The sequence below is a fragment of the Rhodanobacter sp. C01 genome (assembly GCF_002001045.1).
In the GTDB taxonomy this organism is placed as follows: Bacteria; Pseudomonadota; Gammaproteobacteria; order Xanthomonadales; family Rhodanobacteraceae; genus Rhodanobacter.
In genome coordinates, this window is the sequence record NZ_MUNR01000006.1 from 134,799 (window position 1) to 151,988 (window position 17,190).

13 protein-coding genes are annotated in these 17,190 nt (G+C 61.8%); 5 read left to right on the plus strand and 8 right to left on the minus strand.

Annotation, left to right across the window (positions count from 1 at the left end; all coding sequences use genetic code 11):
• Positions 1-70: 70 nt before the first annotated feature.
• The gene (locus tag B0E50_RS03280) at positions 71-442 is read right to left on the minus strand and encodes a helix-hairpin-helix domain-containing protein (protein ID WP_077439686.1); all 372 of its coding nucleotides are present in this window, start codon (positions 440-442) and stop codon (positions 71-73) included.
• 213 nt (positions 443-655) lie between these two features.
• Between B0E50_RS03280 and B0E50_RS03285 the strand changes: the two genes are divergently transcribed.
• The 5 genes from B0E50_RS03285 (at position 656) to B0E50_RS03305 (ending at position 6,191) form a co-directional block, all read left to right on the plus strand.
• Entirely contained in the window at positions 656-2,080 is a 1,425-nt protein-coding gene (locus B0E50_RS03285; RefSeq protein WP_077439688.1) for a M20 family metallopeptidase, read from the plus strand.
• 15 nt (positions 2,081-2,095) lie between these two features.
• Positions 2,096-2,791: a YggS family pyridoxal phosphate-dependent enzyme gene (locus tag B0E50_RS03290; protein WP_077439690.1), complete on the plus strand. Its 696-nt coding sequence runs from the start codon at positions 2,096-2,098 to the stop codon at positions 2,789-2,791.
• Between the two features lie 530 nt (positions 2,792-3,321).
• The gene (locus tag B0E50_RS03295; RefSeq protein ID WP_077439898.1) at positions 3,322-3,990 is read left to right on the plus strand and encodes a C40 family peptidase; all 669 of its coding nucleotides are present in this window, start codon (positions 3,322-3,324) and stop codon (positions 3,988-3,990) included.
• 189 nt (positions 3,991-4,179) lie between these two features.
• The gene (locus B0E50_RS03300; RefSeq protein ID WP_077439692.1) at positions 4,180-4,797 is read left to right on the plus strand and encodes a rhomboid family intramembrane serine protease; all 618 of its coding nucleotides are present in this window, start codon (positions 4,180-4,182) and stop codon (positions 4,795-4,797) included.
• Positions 4,798-4,823: 26 nt separating this feature from the next.
• Positions 4,824-6,191: an amino acid permease gene (locus B0E50_RS03305; protein ID WP_077439693.1), complete on the plus strand. Its 1,368-nt coding sequence runs from the start codon at positions 4,824-4,826 to the stop codon at positions 6,189-6,191.
• A gap of 37 nt (positions 6,192-6,228) precedes the next feature.
• On the opposite strand, the gene rapA is transcribed toward B0E50_RS03305, so the two are convergent.
• The 7 genes from rapA to B0E50_RS03340 form a co-directional block, all read right to left on the minus strand.
• A complete protein-coding gene (gene rapA, locus B0E50_RS03310; RefSeq protein ID WP_077439695.1) occupies positions 6,229-9,084 on the minus strand; it encodes an RNA polymerase-associated protein RapA in 2,856 nt (951 codons plus the stop codon).
• A 137-nt stretch (positions 9,085-9,221) separates the two neighbouring features.
• Complete coding sequence (locus B0E50_RS03315) at positions 9,222-13,364, minus strand: PilC/PilY family type IV pilus protein (protein WP_168170800.1); 4,143 nt, start codon at positions 13,362-13,364, stop codon at positions 9,222-9,224.
• Positions 13,365-13,533: 169 nt separating this feature from the next.
• Entirely contained in the window at positions 13,534-14,091 is a 558-nt protein-coding gene (locus B0E50_RS03320; RefSeq protein WP_139350735.1) for a hypothetical protein, read from the minus strand.
• Positions 14,092-14,157: 66 nt separating this feature from the next.
• On the minus strand, positions 14,158-15,219 hold the full coding sequence (locus B0E50_RS03325) for a PilW family protein (RefSeq protein WP_168170801.1): 1,062 nt from the start codon (positions 15,217-15,219) through the stop codon (positions 14,158-14,160).
• A gap of 79 nt (positions 15,220-15,298) precedes the next feature.
• Positions 15,299-15,733, minus strand: a complete 435-nt coding sequence (locus B0E50_RS03330) for a hypothetical protein (protein ID WP_139350736.1) — start codon at positions 15,731-15,733, stop codon at positions 15,299-15,301.
• A 59-nt stretch (positions 15,734-15,792) separates the two neighbouring features.
• Complete coding sequence (locus B0E50_RS03335; RefSeq protein ID WP_168170802.1) at positions 15,793-16,392, minus strand: prepilin-type N-terminal cleavage/methylation domain-containing protein; 600 nt, start codon at positions 16,390-16,392, stop codon at positions 15,793-15,795.
• A gap of 5 nt (positions 16,393-16,397) precedes the next feature.
• Positions 16,398-16,865, minus strand: coding sequence for a type IV pilin protein (locus tag B0E50_RS03340; RefSeq protein ID WP_305775354.1), 468 nt, complete (start codon positions 16,863-16,865; stop codon positions 16,398-16,400).
• Positions 16,866-17,190 lie beyond the last annotated feature (325 nt).

Consider the following 17,190-nt stretch of genomic DNA (forward strand, 5'->3'; position numbering starts at 1 on the left):
GAGTGTAACGCAAGCGGCGCGCCCCACGAGGGATCGCGCCGCCGGGTTCCCATCCGTGGGGTATTCGTGATTATTCCGTCGTTTCGGCATCCTCGGCAGCAGCTTTCTTGCTGCGGCGCCGGCTCTTGGCGGGCTTGTCCGCCTTGGCTGCGGCCGTGGTTGCCGGTGTTGTGGCATCGGTGAGCAGGATGGCGGCGCGGTTGCGTTCCAGTGTCGCCTGGCCGATGCCCTTGACCTGGGCCAGGTCATCCGCGCTCTTGAAGGGGCCGTGCGCATCGCGCCAGGCGACGATCGCCTGCGCCTTGGACTGGCCGATGCCATCGAGTGAACTGGCGATCGTGGTGGCATCGGCCTTGTTGATGTTGACCGGCGTTGCGGCGAACGACAGGCCGGGCAGTGCAAGGGTCAATGCAAGGGCAAACGCGGCAAGTTTGTGGAACATGGCCTTTCTCCTTGGGTGTGATGGCGGCATCCGGGTGCCGCGACCTCACTCTGGCTGTGGGGTACACAACGGTGCAGTCGGCTCCGCCAGGGCGGGGCTGTGCGCCGGTGTTGCAGCCACTTGTGGGCATCCCCTGATGGCATGTCGGCATGATGCCGGTGCGGTCGGGGCGCGCTGGTACAATGCGTGATTGACCTTTGCCGGAGCCCGACCATGGATACTGCCCGCCTTTCCCGCTACGTCAGCGGCCTGTGGGACGACGAAATCGTGCCGCAGCTGGTCGAGTACATCCGCATTCCCAACAAGTCACCGATGTTCGACAAGGACTGGGTCGCACACGGTTACATGGATGCCGCGGTGAAGCTGATGGAAACCTGGGCGCGCTCCAAGCTGGCAGCGTTGCCGGGGGCCACGCTAGAAGTGGTGCGGCTGGAAGGGCGCACGCCGTTGATCTATATCGAAGTGCCCGGCCAGGGCGACGATACCGTGATGCTTTATGGCCATCTGGACAAGCAGCCGGAAATGACCGGCTGGGCCGAGGGCCTCGGTCCGTGGACGCCAGTGATCAAGGGCGACAAGCTCTACGGTCGCGGCGGTGCTGACGACGGCTACGCGATCTTCGGTTCGCTGGCTGCACTGCTGGCACTGCACGAGCAGGGCATTCCGCACGCGCGCTGCGTGGTGATGATCGAGGCCTGCGAGGAGTCCGGCAGCTACGACCTGCCGTATTACGTCGATCACCTGGCGTCGCGCATCGGCAGCCCGTCGCTGGTGGTCTGCCTGGATTCCGGCTGCGGCAACTACGACCAGTTGTGGCTGACTACGTCGCTGCGCGGCATGACCGGTGGCAATCTCACCGTGCAGGTACTGGAGGAGGGCGTGCATTCGGGCGACGCCTCCGGCGTCGTGCCATCGAGCTTCCGCATTCTGCGTGAACTGCTGTCGCGGCTGGAGGATCCGGAGACCGGCCGGATCAAGCCGAAAGAGCTGTATGTCGAGATTCCGGCGCAGCGGGTCGAACAGGCCAAGCTTTCGGCCGAAGTACTTGGCGACGATATCTACAGCAAATTTCCCTGGGTCGAGGGCATGCAGCCGGTGACCCACGATCTGGCCGAGCTGGTGCTCAACCGTACCTGGCGTCCGCAGCTGGCGGTCACCGGCATCGGTGGCATCCCGGCGCTGGAGAGCGCCGGCAACGTGCTGCGTCCATTGACGTCAGTGAAGTTGAGCCTGCGTGTTCCGCCGACGCTGAATGGTGCGAAGGCTGGCGAATTCCTCAAACAGCTGCTTGAAAAGGACCCGCCGTACGGGGCCAAGGTCACCTTCACCCTGGAGAAGGACGGTAGCGGCTGGAACGCGCCTGCGCTGTCGCCGTGGCTGGAGCAGGCGGTGGCGGAGGCTTCGCAGCACTACTTCGGCGCACCGGCGACCTACATGGGCGAAGGCGGCAGCATCCCGTTCATGGGCATGCTGGGAGAAAAATTCCCCAAGGCACAGTTCCTGATCACCGGCGTGCTCGGTCCGCATTCCAACGCGCACGGCCCGAATGAATTTCTGCACATCCCCACCGGCAAGAAGGTAAGCATGGTGGTGGCCGAAGTGGTGGCACGACACCATCAACAGGGTGCGAAGGCCTGAGTCGATATCCCGCGCATGAGTACGGATACCGCCTATCTGGCTTCCAACTGGGCGGAAATTCGCCAGCGGGTCGATGACGCCTGTCATGCCGCTGGACGCGATCCAGCCACGGTATGCATCCTGCCGGTCAGCAAGACCTTCGGTTCGGACATGATCCGGGCGGCGGTCGCGCTGGGCTTGCGTCGCTTTGGCGAGAACCGGGTGCAGGAGATCCGCGACAAGGCGGCAGCGCTGGCCGACTGCGGCATCGATTGGGTGGTGATCGGCCACCTGCAGACGAACAAGGCCAAAGAGGTGGCGCGATTGGCCAGCGAGGTGCAGTCGCTGGACCGGCCGGAGCTGGCGCTGGCGCTGCATCGGCAGCTGCAGCAGGCGGGTCGTTCGATGGACGTGCTGGTGCAGGTCAAAACCTCGCCCGAGCCGGAGAAGCATGGATTGCCGCCGGCGCAACTGCCAGCCTTCCTGGATACCTTGCGTGACTACGACACCTTGCATGTGCGCGGCCTGATGACGATGGCGGTCCATTCCGACGAGGCTGCCGAAGTACGCGGCTGTTTCCGCCTGCTGCGCCAGCTCCGTGACCAGTCCGTGGCGCAAGGCCACGATCTGCAAAGGCTTTCCATGGGAATGAGTGGCGACTTTCCGCTTGCCATCGCCGAAGGCGCCACCGAGGTGCGGATCGGCACGGCAATCTTTGGTGGGCGGACTTAATCTGCTCCCGGATTGAATGCCATGATGGTTCGATCGGACTCCGAAATCATCGACAAAGCGCGAAATTCGGATTTTAATTCATTAAAATCATTGGGTTATAGAATCGTGCGGCAGATCACGGTTTTTTGAAACGATGGAGTTCAGTTAACCTCGATAGAACAAACGGCCTATGTCTTCTTGCTAACTTCACACGCTAGTTACGTCGTCAGCTCTGCAGGCGGCTAATCCTGATGTCCTCCAGGGGATTTTCCCGCATGCCAATCAGCCGATTGACCGCCTTCTCAGTGCTCGCTGCTGCCCTGTTCGTTGTCGTACCGGTGCAGGCCGCTACCAGCAAGACGCACAGCAAGCCGGTCCATGCGAAGCAGGTGCAGCACAAGCAGGCGAACAGCAAGTCGACGATCCACCACAAGCCGACGACCCACGGCAAGCTGGCAGGCGCGGCGCACAAGACGGTTCGCCATCACTCGGCGGCACCCAGTGCAACCGTTGCAGATACCGATGTTGCCGATACCACAGACACTGTCGAGATGGCGCCGGCGCAGCCGGTATCCCACCTGCTTCAGGCCAATGCCTTCGTGACGACCGCGGCTCCGGCCAGCGTCGACGCCACCCCTGCCTGGCTCAGCCAGGCTCCGGTATTCAACCCGACCCAGATGCTGGTGCAGTCCACCAAACCGACTTATTTTTTCGGTTCGCTGGCAGCCGGTGATCGAAGTGTCGAGGCCGTGGATGTCGTCGCAGTTGCCAGCTCCGGCCAGACGCCAGACACTGCCGATGCCGAGAATGTCACCGACTTGCGCAAGGCGCTGATTTCGCTGGCCATGAACCTGCGTGACATCCGCTATGTACGCGGTGGCCGCGATCCCTCGACCGGTTTCGATTGCAGCGGCTTCGTGCGTTACGTGTTTGCCCATGCGATCGGCCTGCAGCTGCCGACCAACTCCGCCTCGCAGTTCCTGGCCGGGCTCAAGGTCAATCGTGCCGACATGAAGCCGGGTGATCTGGTGTTTTTCCGCACCCACGGCAAGCGCAACATTTCGCATGTAGGCATCTACATCTCCGAGGGCCGCTTCATCCACTCGCCCGCCACCGGCAAGTCGGTGGAAATCTCCAGCCTCAACGATGCTTATTGGGCCAAGCGCTTTGCGGGCGCCAAGCGTCCGGAGGCAATCGCGCAGGTTGCACGCAACGGCTGATCCGATGCCCGTTGCCGTTGTTGCAGGAAAGCCGCCGCGAGGCGGCTTTTTCGTTCGCTGTGCCAGCTCGATGACGTTGTCGATGGATGAACGATCTTGTGCGATACCGGTAAGCGGACCCATGTCGGTATCACACCGATGCCTGCACAACGCTTACCCTGCTGTCGTTGTTCCACCGGGAATCCTCTGATGCCTTTTGATCTGCCGCCGGTCACCCGCAACCTGCTCATCGCCAATGTCGTCGTGTTCCTGCTGCAGCAGGTGATGGGCGACGTCATCGTGCAGTATTTCGCGCTCTGGCCGCTGGGCAGTGGCTACTTCGGGGTCTGGCAGATCGTCACCAGCGCGTTCCTGCACGGTGGTTATGCCCACATCCTGTTCAACATGTTCGCGTTGTACATGTTCGGTGGAGCGATCGAGCGCACGCTGGGCGCGCGCGAGTTCACCATCTACTACTTCGTCTGCGCGATCGTCGCCTCATTGCTGCAGCTGGCGGTGCTGTGGTTCTTTCCGCCGACGGAATACGGTCCCACGCTCGGTGCGTCCGGTGCGATCTTCGGCCTGCTGCTGGCGTTCGGCATGATGTATCCGCACGAGAAGGTGATGCTGATGTTCCTGCCGATCCCGATGCCGGCGTGGCTGTTCGTGACGGGGTATGCCGTCGTCGAGTTGACCATGGGAGTGACCGGCATCGAGCCGGGTGTCGCGCATTTCGCCCACCTTGGTGGCATGCTGGGTGGCATCGTGCTGATCCAGTACTGGCGCGGGCGCCTGCCGCTCAAGCCGAAGCGCATCCTGCGACGCTGAACCATCCTTCTCCACGAGTGGAATCCATGTCCGAATCCCTGCAACGCCGGCTGACCCCGCGCCACATCACCTTCATGGCACTGGGCATGTGCATCGGCGCCGGCCTGTTTCTCGGCTCGGCCAGCACGATCCGGCTGGCCGGTCCATCGGTGCTGTTCGCCTACATGTTCGGCGGCGCGATGATCTTCATCATCATGCGCGCGCTGGGCGAGATGGCCGCGCACGAGCCGATCGCCGGTTCCTTCAGCGCCTATGCGCACAAGTACCTCGGGCCATTCGCCGGTTACCTCACCGGCTGGAACTACTGGATCCTGATGATGGGGGTGGGCATCGCCGAGAGCACGGCGGTGGGCATCTACATGAAGGCGTGGTTTCCCGAACTGCCGCAATGGATCTGGGCGTTCGGCAGCGTGGCGATGATCGGCGGCCTGAACCTGATGGCGGTGAAGGTGTATGGCGAGCTGGAGTTCTGGTTCGCGCTGGTCAAGGTGCTGACCGTGGTGCTGATGATCCTTGGCGGTGCCGCGATCATCTGGCTGGGCTGGGGCAACGGCGGCCATCCGCTGGGGGTATCGAACCTGTGGACGCACGGTGGCTGGTTTCCGAACGGGGTGACCGGCATGGTGCTGGCGCTGCCGGTGCTGGTGTTCTCCTTCGGCGGCATCGAGACGATCGGCATGGCGGCGGCCGAGGCGGCGCATCCCGAGCGCACGATCCCGCGCGCGGTGAACTCGGTGATCTGGCGCATCCTGATCTTCTACGTGGGCGCGCTGTTCGTGATCATGGCGATCTATCCGTGGAACGAACTGGACGCGAACAGCAGTCCGTTTGTCAGTACGTTCGCCAGGCTCGGCATTCCTCAGGCGGCGGGCCTGATCAACTTCGTGGTGATCACCGCGGCTTTGTCCAGCTTCAACTCCACTACCTTCAGCGGCAGCCGCATGCTGCACAGTCTGGCCGGCAAGGGGCAGGCGCCAGCAGCAATGGGGCGGTTGAGCACGCATGGCGTGCCAGTGCGCGGCGTGCTGGTGACGTTGGTGTTCCTGCTGTTCGGGGTGCTGATGAACTACCTGATACCTGGGCGCATCTTCGGCATGATGATGTCGATCCTCGCGTTCAACACCGTGTGGACCTGGAGCATGGTGCTGATCGCGCACTGGCGTTTCCGCCGGCAACAGAAGGTCGAGCTGGCCTTCCGCCTGCGCTGGTGGCCGTTGAGCAGCGTGGTGTGCCTGGCGTTTCTCGCCTTCGTGCTGGTGATGCTCGGCTACAGCCCGGATACCCGGGTGGCACTCTATCTGGGCGTGGCCTGGGTATTGTTGCTGACGGTCGCGTACAAGGTGTTCGGCATCGACCGTCGCCTGCGGGCCACGGGGTATCAGCCCGCCGCCTGATCACGCGGGCAATGGACTGGGGGATGGCGTGAGCCGTTCAGCGCAACGCGAGAAAGTCCGGGCTGACCACGAAGCGCACCGCGTCCAGCCGCAGGCGGGATTGCGGCAGCGCCGCCAGCAGGGCCGAACGTTCATCGGCGACTGCGGTGATTTCAGTTTCGCTGACTGAGGGGTTCACCCCACGCAGGGCGAGCAACCGCGACAGTTCGGCATCCAGCGTGGTCGTGGCCAGCGCCACTGCCTCGTCGATGCTGGCCTGTCCGCGCGTGGCAGCGAGTGTTCCGGCACGTTCCAGCATCGGCGGTACCAGCTTGCCGAGGAATTTGCGGTAGCGCGCCACTTCGATATTGCGGTCGCCGGCCTTGCGCAAGGCGATGTCGCTGGGCGAGAAATCGACGCGTTCGGCCAGCTTGGTGTCGACCGTGACCGTGATCGGCAGGGTCGGCAGGAAGCGCTCGGCGTCGAGCCGGCGATCGGCGACGCATTCAAGCAGGAACACCGCCTGCAGCAGGGCGGTGCGCGGCGACAGTTCATCATCGACCATGAAGGCGGCATTGCCCTGTTCACCGGACAGCGCCAGATCCATCGCACCGGCGACCAGCGGGTGATCCAGCCGCAACAGCGGCAGATCCTCGCGTGCCAGCGCCACCTCGCGGGCGAACGTCACCGACTGCGGGCCTTCGGCAAAACCGGGCAAGGCATCGGTGGACAGGTATTGCGGGTCGAGCAGCAGCACCTGGCCGCCGAGTTCCTCGGCATGGATGCCGAATGCTTCCAGCAGGCGCTGCACGAAGGCGTCGCGGCCGGGGTCGCGATCCTCGCGGGCAAACGCCTGCTGCAGTTCGTCGGCGTGCAGGTCGCGGCTGGACGCCAGTTCGAGCAGATGGTCGCGACCGGCACGGATCAGCTCGGCCATCTGTTCGTGGCTGGCACGCGTCTCGGCGAGCAGCACGTCCAGCTCCTGGTCGCGGTTGTCGTCGCCACGTGCATGTTCATCAGCCAGCCGTGCCAGCGGCTCACCATAGCGGCGCAGCAGCTCGCGACCGTCAGCCGGGCTCAGGCGGAACGCATCGATGCCTTCGTCGTACCAGCGCGCGAGCACGTGCTGCGCGCTGTCGGCGACGGCGAGGATGTGGATGCTGATGTCGTGCTTCTGGCCGATGCGGTCGAGCCGGCCGATGCGCTGTTCGAGCAGATCCGGGTCGAGCGGCAGGTCCCACAGGATCAAGCGGTGCGCGAACTGGAAATTGCGCCCTTCCGAGCCGATTTCCGAACACAGCAGCAGGCGCGCGCCATCGGGCTGGGCGAAATACGCCGCATTGCGGTCGCGCTGGATGATGCCGAGACCTTCGTGGAAGCGCGCCACGCCAACGCCGCTGCGAGTGCGTAGCGCTTCCTCCAGCGCCAGCACCTTGGCCTGGCTGCGGCAGATCAGCAGGAATTTGTCCTGTGGGTGCTGGTCGAGCAGGGCAATCAAGGTATCGACGCGTGGATCAACGCTGTAATCGATTTCAATCAGGGCCGGTGGTTGCTGGATGTCGGCATGAAACTCGGCCAGCAGGGACTGGCGCGTGCCTTCCTCCAGCGTGTCGGCATCGAGCAGATGCCATTCGGGCAACCGCTTGGGAAAGCCGCCGACGCCGGCACGGTTGTTGCGGAACATCGCGCGACCGGTGCCATGGCGATCGATCAGCGCGGCGAGCAGTTCACGCGCGTTCGCCGGCTTGGTTGAATCCGCCAATTGCGCGGTGAGCATCTCGTCGCCATGGAAGGCCCTGGCCAGGGTGTCGCGCTGGGCATCGTCGAGCGCGATGCCATCCAGCAGCCGGTCGGCAATCCGTGACAGTGTCTGATAGCTGTCGGCCTCGGCCAGATAGCCGTCCAGGTCGTGATAACGCTGTGGGTCGAGCAGGCGCAGGCGGGCGAAGTGGCCACTGCGGCCGAGCTGTTCCGGAGTGGCGGTGAGCAGGATCACACCGGGGATCGCCGCCGCCAGCTTCTCCACCATCGTGTAGCGCGGGCTGGCGGTTTCCGGCGACCACGCCAGATGGTGTGCTTCATCGACGACCAGCAAGTCCCACGGGGCGTCCAGCAATTGCTGCGCGTACTTCGGCGAATTTTCCAGAAAGCCGAAATCGGCGATCACCAACTGCTCGTCCTCGAACGGGTTGCCGCTGTCGCCGGATTGCTGTTCGTCGGATTGAGTCAGCGCTTCGCAGCGCTCCTCGTCATAGATCGCGAAGCTGAGGTTGAAGCGACGTAGCAGCTCGACGAACCACTGGTACACCAAGGTATCGGGCAACAGCAGCAGCACGCGCGAGGCGCGGCCGGTGGCGAGCTGGCGCGCGATGATCATGCCCGCCTCGATGGTCTTGCCCAAGCCCACCTCGTCCGCCAGCAGCACCCGCGGCGGTCGGCGCGCCGAGGCGATGCCGGCCACGCGCAGCTGGTGCGGCACCAGCCCGATCCTTGCCGCACCCAGGCCCCAGGCCGCCGAGCGGCGTGCTTCCGCGCGGCGCTTGAGGCCTTCCATGCGCAACTCGAACTGCGCCACCGGGTCGGTGCGGCCGCCGATCAGGCGATCGTCGGCCTGGCTTACGCTCTGCTCGTCGTCGAGCTGGCCCTCATGCAGTTCACGGCCCTCGCCACGATAGATCAGCAGTTCCTCGCGGATTTCCACTCGCTCCACCAGGAACGCGATGCCCTTGCCTGCCACACGCTGGCCGGCGCGGAATTCGGCACGCAGCAGTGGCGCCGAATCGATCGCATACGGGCGTAGTACCCCCGCCTTGGCAAACAGCACTTGCACGCCGCGCCCTTCGACGCGCAAGACAGTGCCGAGACCAAGCTCGGGTTCGGCAGAGGAGATCCAGCGTTGACCAGGTACGAACATTGCGCAGCCGCTTGGCGTAGAGGGCTGTCGATTATCCGCCGAGTGGTTGTTGCTGCCTAGGGAGAATGCACTCCAGCTTGCCGATGGTGCCCGGGCGATGCGCTCGCCTGGGCGGCCAATCAATGGACACGGACAACTCAGTTGAGTATCTCGCGCCAGTTTGTGCGTTGCAGTGCATTGCCCGAGCCTGGCTGTTGGATGGTTGCCGTCTGGGGTGCACCGCCGGTCTGGCCATACAACAGCGCATAGGTACCGTTAGGCAGCTGAACGATCTGGATTCCGGTCGTTGCCGTGTTCGTAGTAATGGAGCTCATCACAGTATTCGAAGTGTTCACGAGCTGAGACTGACCACTGAAGTTGGTGGCATAGACACTACCCAAGAGGGAACAAGGGTCGGTGGACGGCGTTAACGTTGTCCAAGTGATGATGGAGACGCCTGCTGCGGCGTCAGGGTTGACCACAACTCGCTCGGTACCTCCGTTCGCGCCTGCGGTACCGGTCAGATCGTAGTACCAGCCTGTAGAGGAGTCGGTCAGGTTAAGGCCAGTCAGCAGGTTGGTGTTGGCTGTCAACGTGCTTCGTGTCAGTGGAAGCCCGGTGGTCGACGGGGTGGATCCGGTGCCGTCGCGCAAGGCATACATGGTTTGTTGCTGGGTGGTTGACAGGTCACTGATATCGAGAAACTGGCCCGTGCCTACGAAGACCCAGCGGAGCGTGCCGAGACCGGTGGAATCGACACTTTCCTCGATGCGCGGTGCCGTGGTGATCGGTTGAGCCTTGCCCGATGCATCGGTAAGCGTGGCCAGCAGGGTTGGTGCCGGATAGGGACCTGTCGCGGCGCCACTAGCATTCACGGCGCCTTCGGACAGGTCGAAACGCCATACATTGCCCAGCAGGTCGCCAGCATAGACCTGATCGATGGTGCCGTCGGCAACGTTCTGGGTATAGGCGGTGGCTTGGGTGAGGCCGGCAGGGGCGGAAGTGCTGCCCACGCCAGTGTCGATCTTCTGCAGCAGTGCACCGGTCTGGATATTTAGGACATAAAGTACGCCATGGCCATCCTGGCCGCTGCCGGTATTGTCGTAACCGGAAGTCATCACCACGACCCAGCCGTACTTGCGGGTTTTCACGATCAGTGGGGCGCCATAGCTGTAACCCATGTCCGAGTCGTTGAACTCCCACAGCACATTCTTGGCTTCCGATGTCTCCACGGTCGTGCTGCTGGTGGTGGTATCGACTGCAGCCGGAACCTTGGTGACATCAAGTGCGTAGATGCCCATGCCGCCCTTGCCGAGTCCGCCCACCAGGATCGTATGCCAGTTGGATGTACTGGCTGTAGTGACGGGCGTCACCGTGCCATTGCCGGTATAGGTGAAATCGACATCGGAGACCTGGGGCGTGCGGTCCACGTAGAAGTGGTGCGCATAGTTGTTCGTGGAGACGCCATTGAGATTGGCAAGCGCGGGCAGGCCGTTCACCAGGGGTGTGCTCGTGGGGCCATTGAAGAGCAGGCTCGGCACATAAGCGAACAGTTCGCTGCCGCCACCCGTGACGGTATCGGTTGCTGTCGAATTCAGGAAGTCGGCCTCAAACGCATGCAGCATGCCGTCATTCGCGCCCACGTAGACTACCGGCTGGCGGTTGGCCACCCCGGCCGGCGTCGCCGTCGTCGACGCTGTCGAGAAAGTGGTGTATCCCGGATTCGCGGTTTCGGTGTACGACGGTGAAGTGGCGCCCTGTACCAGTACCGGCGTGGAATTCACGATATCGCCAAGGATATGGGTGCGCGTGCGGTAATAAGTTCCTTCGTTGCTCTTGTCGCCACGCAAGTAATTGACCAAGGTTGTACCGGTACCACCGGTAGTCACGCTATTTACCGCACTCTGTTCGGCAGTGGATAAATTGGTGTAACGGAACGGCACGCCCTTCGAACCATTCCAGGTGATGATGCGGCGACCGACAGTATTCCAGCCCACCACGGTCGTTCCGGACAGGAACTGGGTCAGGGTGTCCAACTGGAACTGCGCATGCCAGGGAGTGCTGCCAGTGACGGGCGTGACAGCGGCACCCGCGGTATCCGCCCCAACATAGCCTTCCACATCGCCCGTCCAGGTGACCGGGGTGTACGAAGTGGTATAGATCGGAAAGCCGGCAACAGGTGAATAGTAGGGAGCGACGCTCGCGGTGACGTTGCTGAGTGCACGGGTTGGCGACACACTCGGTGCCGACGCGTTTTGCGAGGCGGTCGAGGAAACATTGTTGAAGATCTGCTGCAGACCGGACTGGATCAATGCTGGCTGGTTGCCGGGAAAGTAATTGTCCGGCCGCAGATTGAAGGCCGCTGCCGTAGTTGTATTGGTGTGCCAGGTCAGGATATTGGCGGGAATGCCGTTGCCATTGACGTCATTGAAGCCACCGTATTTGGCAGCCAACCAGTACATATTCGGGCCAGCCTGGCCACTGGTTGTATTGAAATCGGCCGGATCGTAGGTGTAGTTGGGATTGATGCCGTCGTAGGAGCCCGGTTCAAGTACGTCGAGCGTATAGGTGGTTACAGTGTGCTTGAACGTGTTGGTCGGGTTTTTGGCGTTGATGTCGGGGCGGATTTCCTGGGTATGGGCGAAATAGGCTAAGCCCGCCATGTTGTAGGTCGGATTGGTCGTGCCATCAGGTTCAGTGGTGAGCCCCAACTGGTTGGCGGCAGGAACGACCGTTGTTGTCAGCGCGCTCGAGCCCTTGTACCTAAGCTGAGCCATGGTGATCGATGCCTTTGTGGCACCGTTGGCCTCGATCAAGGGAAGGTTGCCTAGCTGCGTGGCATAGCCACCCGCATCGGCCCCATTGACGACAGCTAAGGGTCCCTGACCGGTGCCAGCAGCGGGTCCTCCAGAGCTGGGCACACGGGTGTCATACCATGTATGCGCGTCGCCGATGGTGACAATCGCGTTGGACTGGCAGGTGTACTGGATCGGATCATTGAGCTGTCCATTTGCACCAGTCGTACCGGTGAACGCGGGATAACTTGTGTCAAGGCTATTGGTGGTAGTCAAGCCACTGGTGTAGGTGGAATCGAGTGGCACCTGCATGTAGTAGGCCAGTGCTGCCCAGTACAGATCGGCAATCGTGTCATACGTCTCATAACCGTTGGCGTAGCCGAAATTGTTCAGATAGTTGATGGCGCCCGTAGCTGTTGCATTCACCCCTCCAGGGGCTGTTCCGGCAGCTTCATCTGTATCCGGATTGGTGGCAAAGATGCCTGTTGTCGCATTCCACTCGCTGTGAGTATTGGTCTGGCGCGTACCGTAGCCGTTGTAGGTCGTCGGGCCATTGTCGCGCAGCAAGGCTCTTACCGTACCGTTGGCGGCACCATTGCCTTGTTGGAAGGCGTAGGCCGCTGCGCCGACACGGATCTTGGTGTAGTTTTGCTGGATCAGGCCTTCGGGTTTGGCGTATTGGCCGGCACCGACATAGTCGGTAGTCGCGTGCGCCGAGTTGCAATTGCTCTCCAGTCCGTATGGGGATGTCGTGAACGCTGTCTTGTTCACTACGCAAACCTGGACCTCAGCGTTGTAGGTGGTCGCCTTATTTCCATTTCCCGAATTGCTGAATGAGCTGTTGTTCGAGATGACGAATTGAGTGCCCTGTGCAGCCACTTCAAGATAAACGTTTGTTGCTGACGAGTAATTCGTGTCGCCGACCACCGTGGACGGCGAGACATTGTCCGTGGCATCAATCTGTCGATTGGGGTCGTTGCCCGTTGTGCTTTGCGAGTTGAGATTCGAACGTATGAGCACCGTACTCGACGTGGTGTCGACAATGCGCGTGCCACCGGTAAGAGCTTGGCGGAACTCGTCTAGGGCCGTCATGAGGGCCCAATTCAGCATGTTGCCGCTCCAGTAGGACGTGGTCGTCGTACCGGACTTTATGTTGCAACCACCACTGGAGTTCACTGGCCCGTTGGGTACGAAGTACCCCGCAGTCTGTGTCCCGGGTGGGGATGACGTGCTGTAGGTGTAGCACTTGCCAGGGTCGAAATAGCCGAGAAACGTGGTGCTTGCCGAATATCCCTTCGCGGTGCCGTACGCCGCCACGGTGCCGGTCGGAAACTCCACTGAGAGTGCCATCATCAAGTTGGCCGGCACATTGGAAGCGCTGTATACCGGGTTATCCGACAGTACTGTCTGCGCCTGTGCGTTACCGCCGCCCATCAAGGTCAGCACGCAGGTCAACAGCACGCTGCCAAGACTAGTGAAGCGGAATGAACGAGGAGACTTGGACATGGCCGTTTCCGACTTGCGAGTGAGAAAGCTGGGGGTACGAACTCTCGGTTCATGCCCATGATTGGAAGGAAGTCGCTGGTTCGGTTGCATGAATTACCCCTGAGCCGTCACCGTGCGAATGTGTCGTGTGCCAGCGAGCGTCCCCGTGTACTTCTCGTTTCTGCGTCCTTCAACGCAGTACGGTCTGTACATATCCAATGGCGCCCCTTGGACCCATCACCTTCACGCTCAATCGGAACGCTGCATAGGCGCCGGATGAAAAGGGAGGGCCGTTGTCCTTGGTCTGGTTGGAAACGGAGCCGCCCTCGATCGATGCGCCCGGCACGACACACGTGCTCGGGTTGGCAGCGCCCACCGCCGGGCAGAGTCGCTCGATCACGTAAAGCACGGTATTGTTGGTGGCCAATCCAGTCATGCAAACAACGACAGTTGACGGGCACGTTGCATTCACAAGGATGTCGGGCATGTCCTTGTCGGGACGGACGGTGGCTGCCTGTGGTGTGGCGTAGTAGCCAAGAGTCGGCTGATTGCTGTCGCTGGATGGTTCGGGATACAGGGTGGCACTGTCCTTGGCGGCACTGTAGGCACGTTCGGCCTCCTGCACGACGCCTTGACGAAAGGACAGGCTGCCGGCGATCGTGTTGCTGGTATCCACGGAGTGCATCAGTGCCATCGCAGCCAGCAGCGATACCACCAGCACGATGATCGCGATGAGGACCGATACCATGCCTTTCTGGCGGCGCAGGTTGCTCCGATTTCCGCTGCCAACGCTTTTCATGCTCATGTCGGTCGCTCAGTAATATTGGACGATCATCGCGTTGCGAATCGGAATGGTGGTGTCGTAGACCTTGTAGCGGTATTGCGTTTGTGTGGCGACGCTGTATTGCTCTGCTGCGGGAAGATCGGGGAACAATGTCAGCGCGGCATTTCCCACGTAGTCACTTGTGCGCTCCGGCAAACGACTTTGCGCCACGACTGCCACACGAATGGCGACGATCTGGGTCGCTGCTGCAGCTGCCGCGACAGTGTTCGCCGTGAGTGCGCCGATGCCCCAGGTGGCACCTACCGGCTGCACCCACTTGTCGACTGCGTAGGTGGATTCGCCGGCAGGTCCCGTGCCATCGTGGATGCCATACAGGGCTTTCATCTGCACGATGCCATCGGCAATCGGCAGCGTGCCTTTACCGCCGTTGGCCGTCCGCTGCAATTGATCGAACGACACCAGCGAATTGCTGGTTGTATCGACGCCGAACAGGGTGAATATCGGTTCGGGACCCAGATCGAACAGATTCACCGAATTGACCAGTCCGGTAATCTGGGTAGTGGCCGCTGCCACGGTGATGCTGTTGCTCGCCGTGGTCACGGCCGTGGCCTGGCCGAGTTGGCACGTACCGTTGGCAAGCGTGCCCAGCAGGTAATCGTTCGGAAGAATGCCGAACGAGTTGCCTACCACCACCGGATTTCCGGCGGTAGCCGAGGTGACTCCGATCTTGAACACCTGTTGCGAAGAGTCGCCGCCAATCACGCTGATCGCGTCAGGGCTGGTGCCACCCGCGGCAATCAGTACCGGCACCACCGGCGTGGTGGCTGGCAGGCCAAGAGCCGCGTTGTTGAACGGGGCGGGCATGGCGGCTGCCGTGAGCGCCGTGATCGGGCAGCCCCAGACGCTGTAACTCTTGCCTTGCACAATGCTGGAGCCAGCGGAACGAACCTGGCGTTCCAGCTCATACAGGGCATAACTGCCATTTTGCTGCGCATCGTCGCCGCTGGTAGTGGTGCGCTTCTTGCCCTCGTATACCGAGAAAGCCGCCATGATCGCCAGTGTGCCGATGAGGCTGACCAGTATGCCCACCATCAGTTCGATCAGCGAAAACCCTCCGGTGCTCGCTGGAAGCGGGCAGCGTGCGGGATCGCGTCGGCGATCGAGAGCGGGCTCAGATGCCGATTTGTGTAATGGATACATAGCTGTGGGGACCAGTGTCGTTCGGGGCCTGCCAGTTGACGGTGACCTTAACCAACGAATCGTTGGTATCGGTGGTGATGGGGGTCACGGTGATGACGGGAGGGTTGGCTGTCACCCCCGGAAGGCATCCTGTGGCGGCGGTGGCGGACGCACAGTCGAGGGTATTGGCCCATGCCGTATAGGCCGTGCCATTCGTGCCACTGCCACCGGTATATTGGGTGATGAAAGCGGCTCGGCTGGCAGCGTTGTTTGCCCACATCTCGGCAATCACCTGGTCAGCAAGCATGGCGGCATCGGTGCGGTATTTCGCATCGCCAGCGAGTTTGATCGCCGAGCTTTGCAGGGCCACCAGACCAAGGATGCCGATCGAGAAGATCACCACGGCAATCAGTGCATCCAGCAACACGAAACCCTGCCGGGACGATCGTGGTGAAGCATGGCCACATTGCACAATGCTCGAGGTTTTCATGGACACCCCTGCGTGCTGCTGGTGGTATTGAAGGTGATGGCCGGGTCGCACATGTTCACCATGCCGCCTGCCGAGATCGTGGTGACCAGACGCCTGCTGCCGGCTTGCGCCGCGGTGACATCGATGCGGAGGATCGAGGTGTTGCCGTAGTCCGATGGGCGGCCCAACGCGGTGTATGTGATGCCGGCCGGCAGGCCACCGGTGATGGCGGTGGCATAACTGCCCGCAGCGAGATCCGCCACGGCTGTCCCGGCTCCTATCTGCACGCCACTCGTATCGTCAGCACGTACCTGCTGGATGGTTGTCTGACCTGTGCAGCTGGTTACGGCGGCGGCGCTGGCCGCTGTGGCCGGTAGCTGGCAGACCGCCCAGATCGCGTCGGTGGCCGAGGTCAATTCGAACCTGACAAAAGTCGCCCGTTGCGACGCTTCGTTACGCGCCAGCCGCAGACCGTTCTGGATCGACTCGGTGGCGGTGCGGATACGCGTATTCAGCATCCACTGTTCAAAATTGGGAATGGCGATCAGGATCAGGATCGCAAGCACCGTAAGCGTCGTCATCAGCTCGACCAGACTGAAACCGCGTCGTGGCGACATCGACCTCATTGGCAGCTTCCGCCCTTGCGGATCACCCAGCAATTGATCGTGCCAGAGCCCCAGCCTGCAGGCTCAGCCGTGGTCTGCTGGTTGTTGCTGTTGTCGATAGTGAACGTGAAACCGGCCACGGACGTGCCGGCGTCTCCGGTAGCTGTTGCCAGATACGCCTGGGCTGTCGAACCGCCACCAACAGGTGCGCACGTAATCGCGAAATATTTGAGGCTGGTACTGGTCGGTGCCGGTACACCGCATGTAGCGCCGCCGTAATTGCGGTTGTCCTGATAGTACTGCTCCATGCTCACCCGATAGGCCGCGAGGTTGTTTTGCGCCTCGGTGAGCTTGCCGCGAGTGATGTAGTCCGTGTAACTGGGGAGGGCAATCGCGAGGAGGATGGCGACGATCGCGACCACGATCATCAGCTCGATCAGCGTAAAACCGGCGGCCGGCTTGCGATGCGTGTGCATCGTGTTCATGGATTGCCCCGTATGGCGTCGATACCTAATGGTCTTTCATCGGATGCTTTCCGATGCCCCTTGCTGCCCCGGTCGACTTGCATGCTTGCCGCGGCGTCGATTCATTCTCGCGTGCAGGCAATCCGATTAGAACTACCGCTTGTCGGAGGAAAGCAGCCGTTCGTCGCAAAAATATTGATGCGGATCAACAAGCTAACGCAATTTCTTGCGATAGCCGTCTGAGGATGCACGCAGGCACTTTCTAACTAAACAACGATGTGACGAGTCGCTGATTCGTATTGCTCGGTCGAATAGCGGCGAGCGTCCGTGAGCAACGCTTGATTCG

Bases quoted from the DNA above. Each gene is read 5' to 3' on its own strand.
- B0E50_RS03295 (WP_077439898.1), top strand. From the start codon at position 3,322: ATGGCGCCGGCGCAGCCGGTATCCCACCTGCTTCAGGCCAATGCCTTC.
- B0E50_RS03300 (WP_077439692.1), top strand. From the start codon at position 4,180: ATGCCTTTTGATCTGCCGCCGGTCACCCGCAACCTGCTCATCGCCAAT.
- B0E50_RS03280 (WP_077439686.1), bottom strand. From the start codon at position 442: ATGTTCCACAAACTTGCCGCGTTTGCCCTTGCATTGACCCTTGCACTG.
- B0E50_RS03335 (WP_168170802.1), bottom strand. From the start codon at position 16,392: ATGTCGCCACGACGCGGTTTCAGTCTGGTCGAGCTGATGACGACGCTT.
- B0E50_RS03285 (WP_077439688.1), top strand. From the start codon at position 656: ATGGATACTGCCCGCCTTTCCCGCTACGTCAGCGGCCTGTGGGACGAC.
- B0E50_RS03290 (WP_077439690.1), top strand. From the start codon at position 2,096: ATGAGTACGGATACCGCCTATCTGGCTTCCAACTGGGCGGAAATTCGC.
- B0E50_RS03320 (WP_139350735.1), bottom strand. From the start codon at position 14,091: ATGGTATCGGTCCTCATCGCGATCATCGTGCTGGTGGTATCGCTGCTG.
- B0E50_RS03325 (WP_168170801.1), bottom strand. From the start codon at position 15,219: ATGGTGGGCATACTGGTCAGCCTCATCGGCACACTGGCGATCATGGCG.
- B0E50_RS03305 (WP_077439693.1), top strand. From the start codon at position 4,824: ATGTCCGAATCCCTGCAACGCCGGCTGACCCCGCGCCACATCACCTTC.
- B0E50_RS03315 (WP_168170800.1), bottom strand. From the start codon at position 13,364: ATGTCCAAGTCTCCTCGTTCATTCCGCTTCACTAGTCTTGGCAGCGTG.
- rapA (WP_077439695.1), bottom strand. From the start codon at position 9,084: ATGTTCGTACCTGGTCAACGCTGGATCTCCTCTGCCGAACCCGAGCTT.
- B0E50_RS03340 (WP_305775354.1), bottom strand. From the start codon at position 16,865: ATGAACACGATGCACACGCATCGCAAGCCGGCCGCCGGTTTTACGCTG.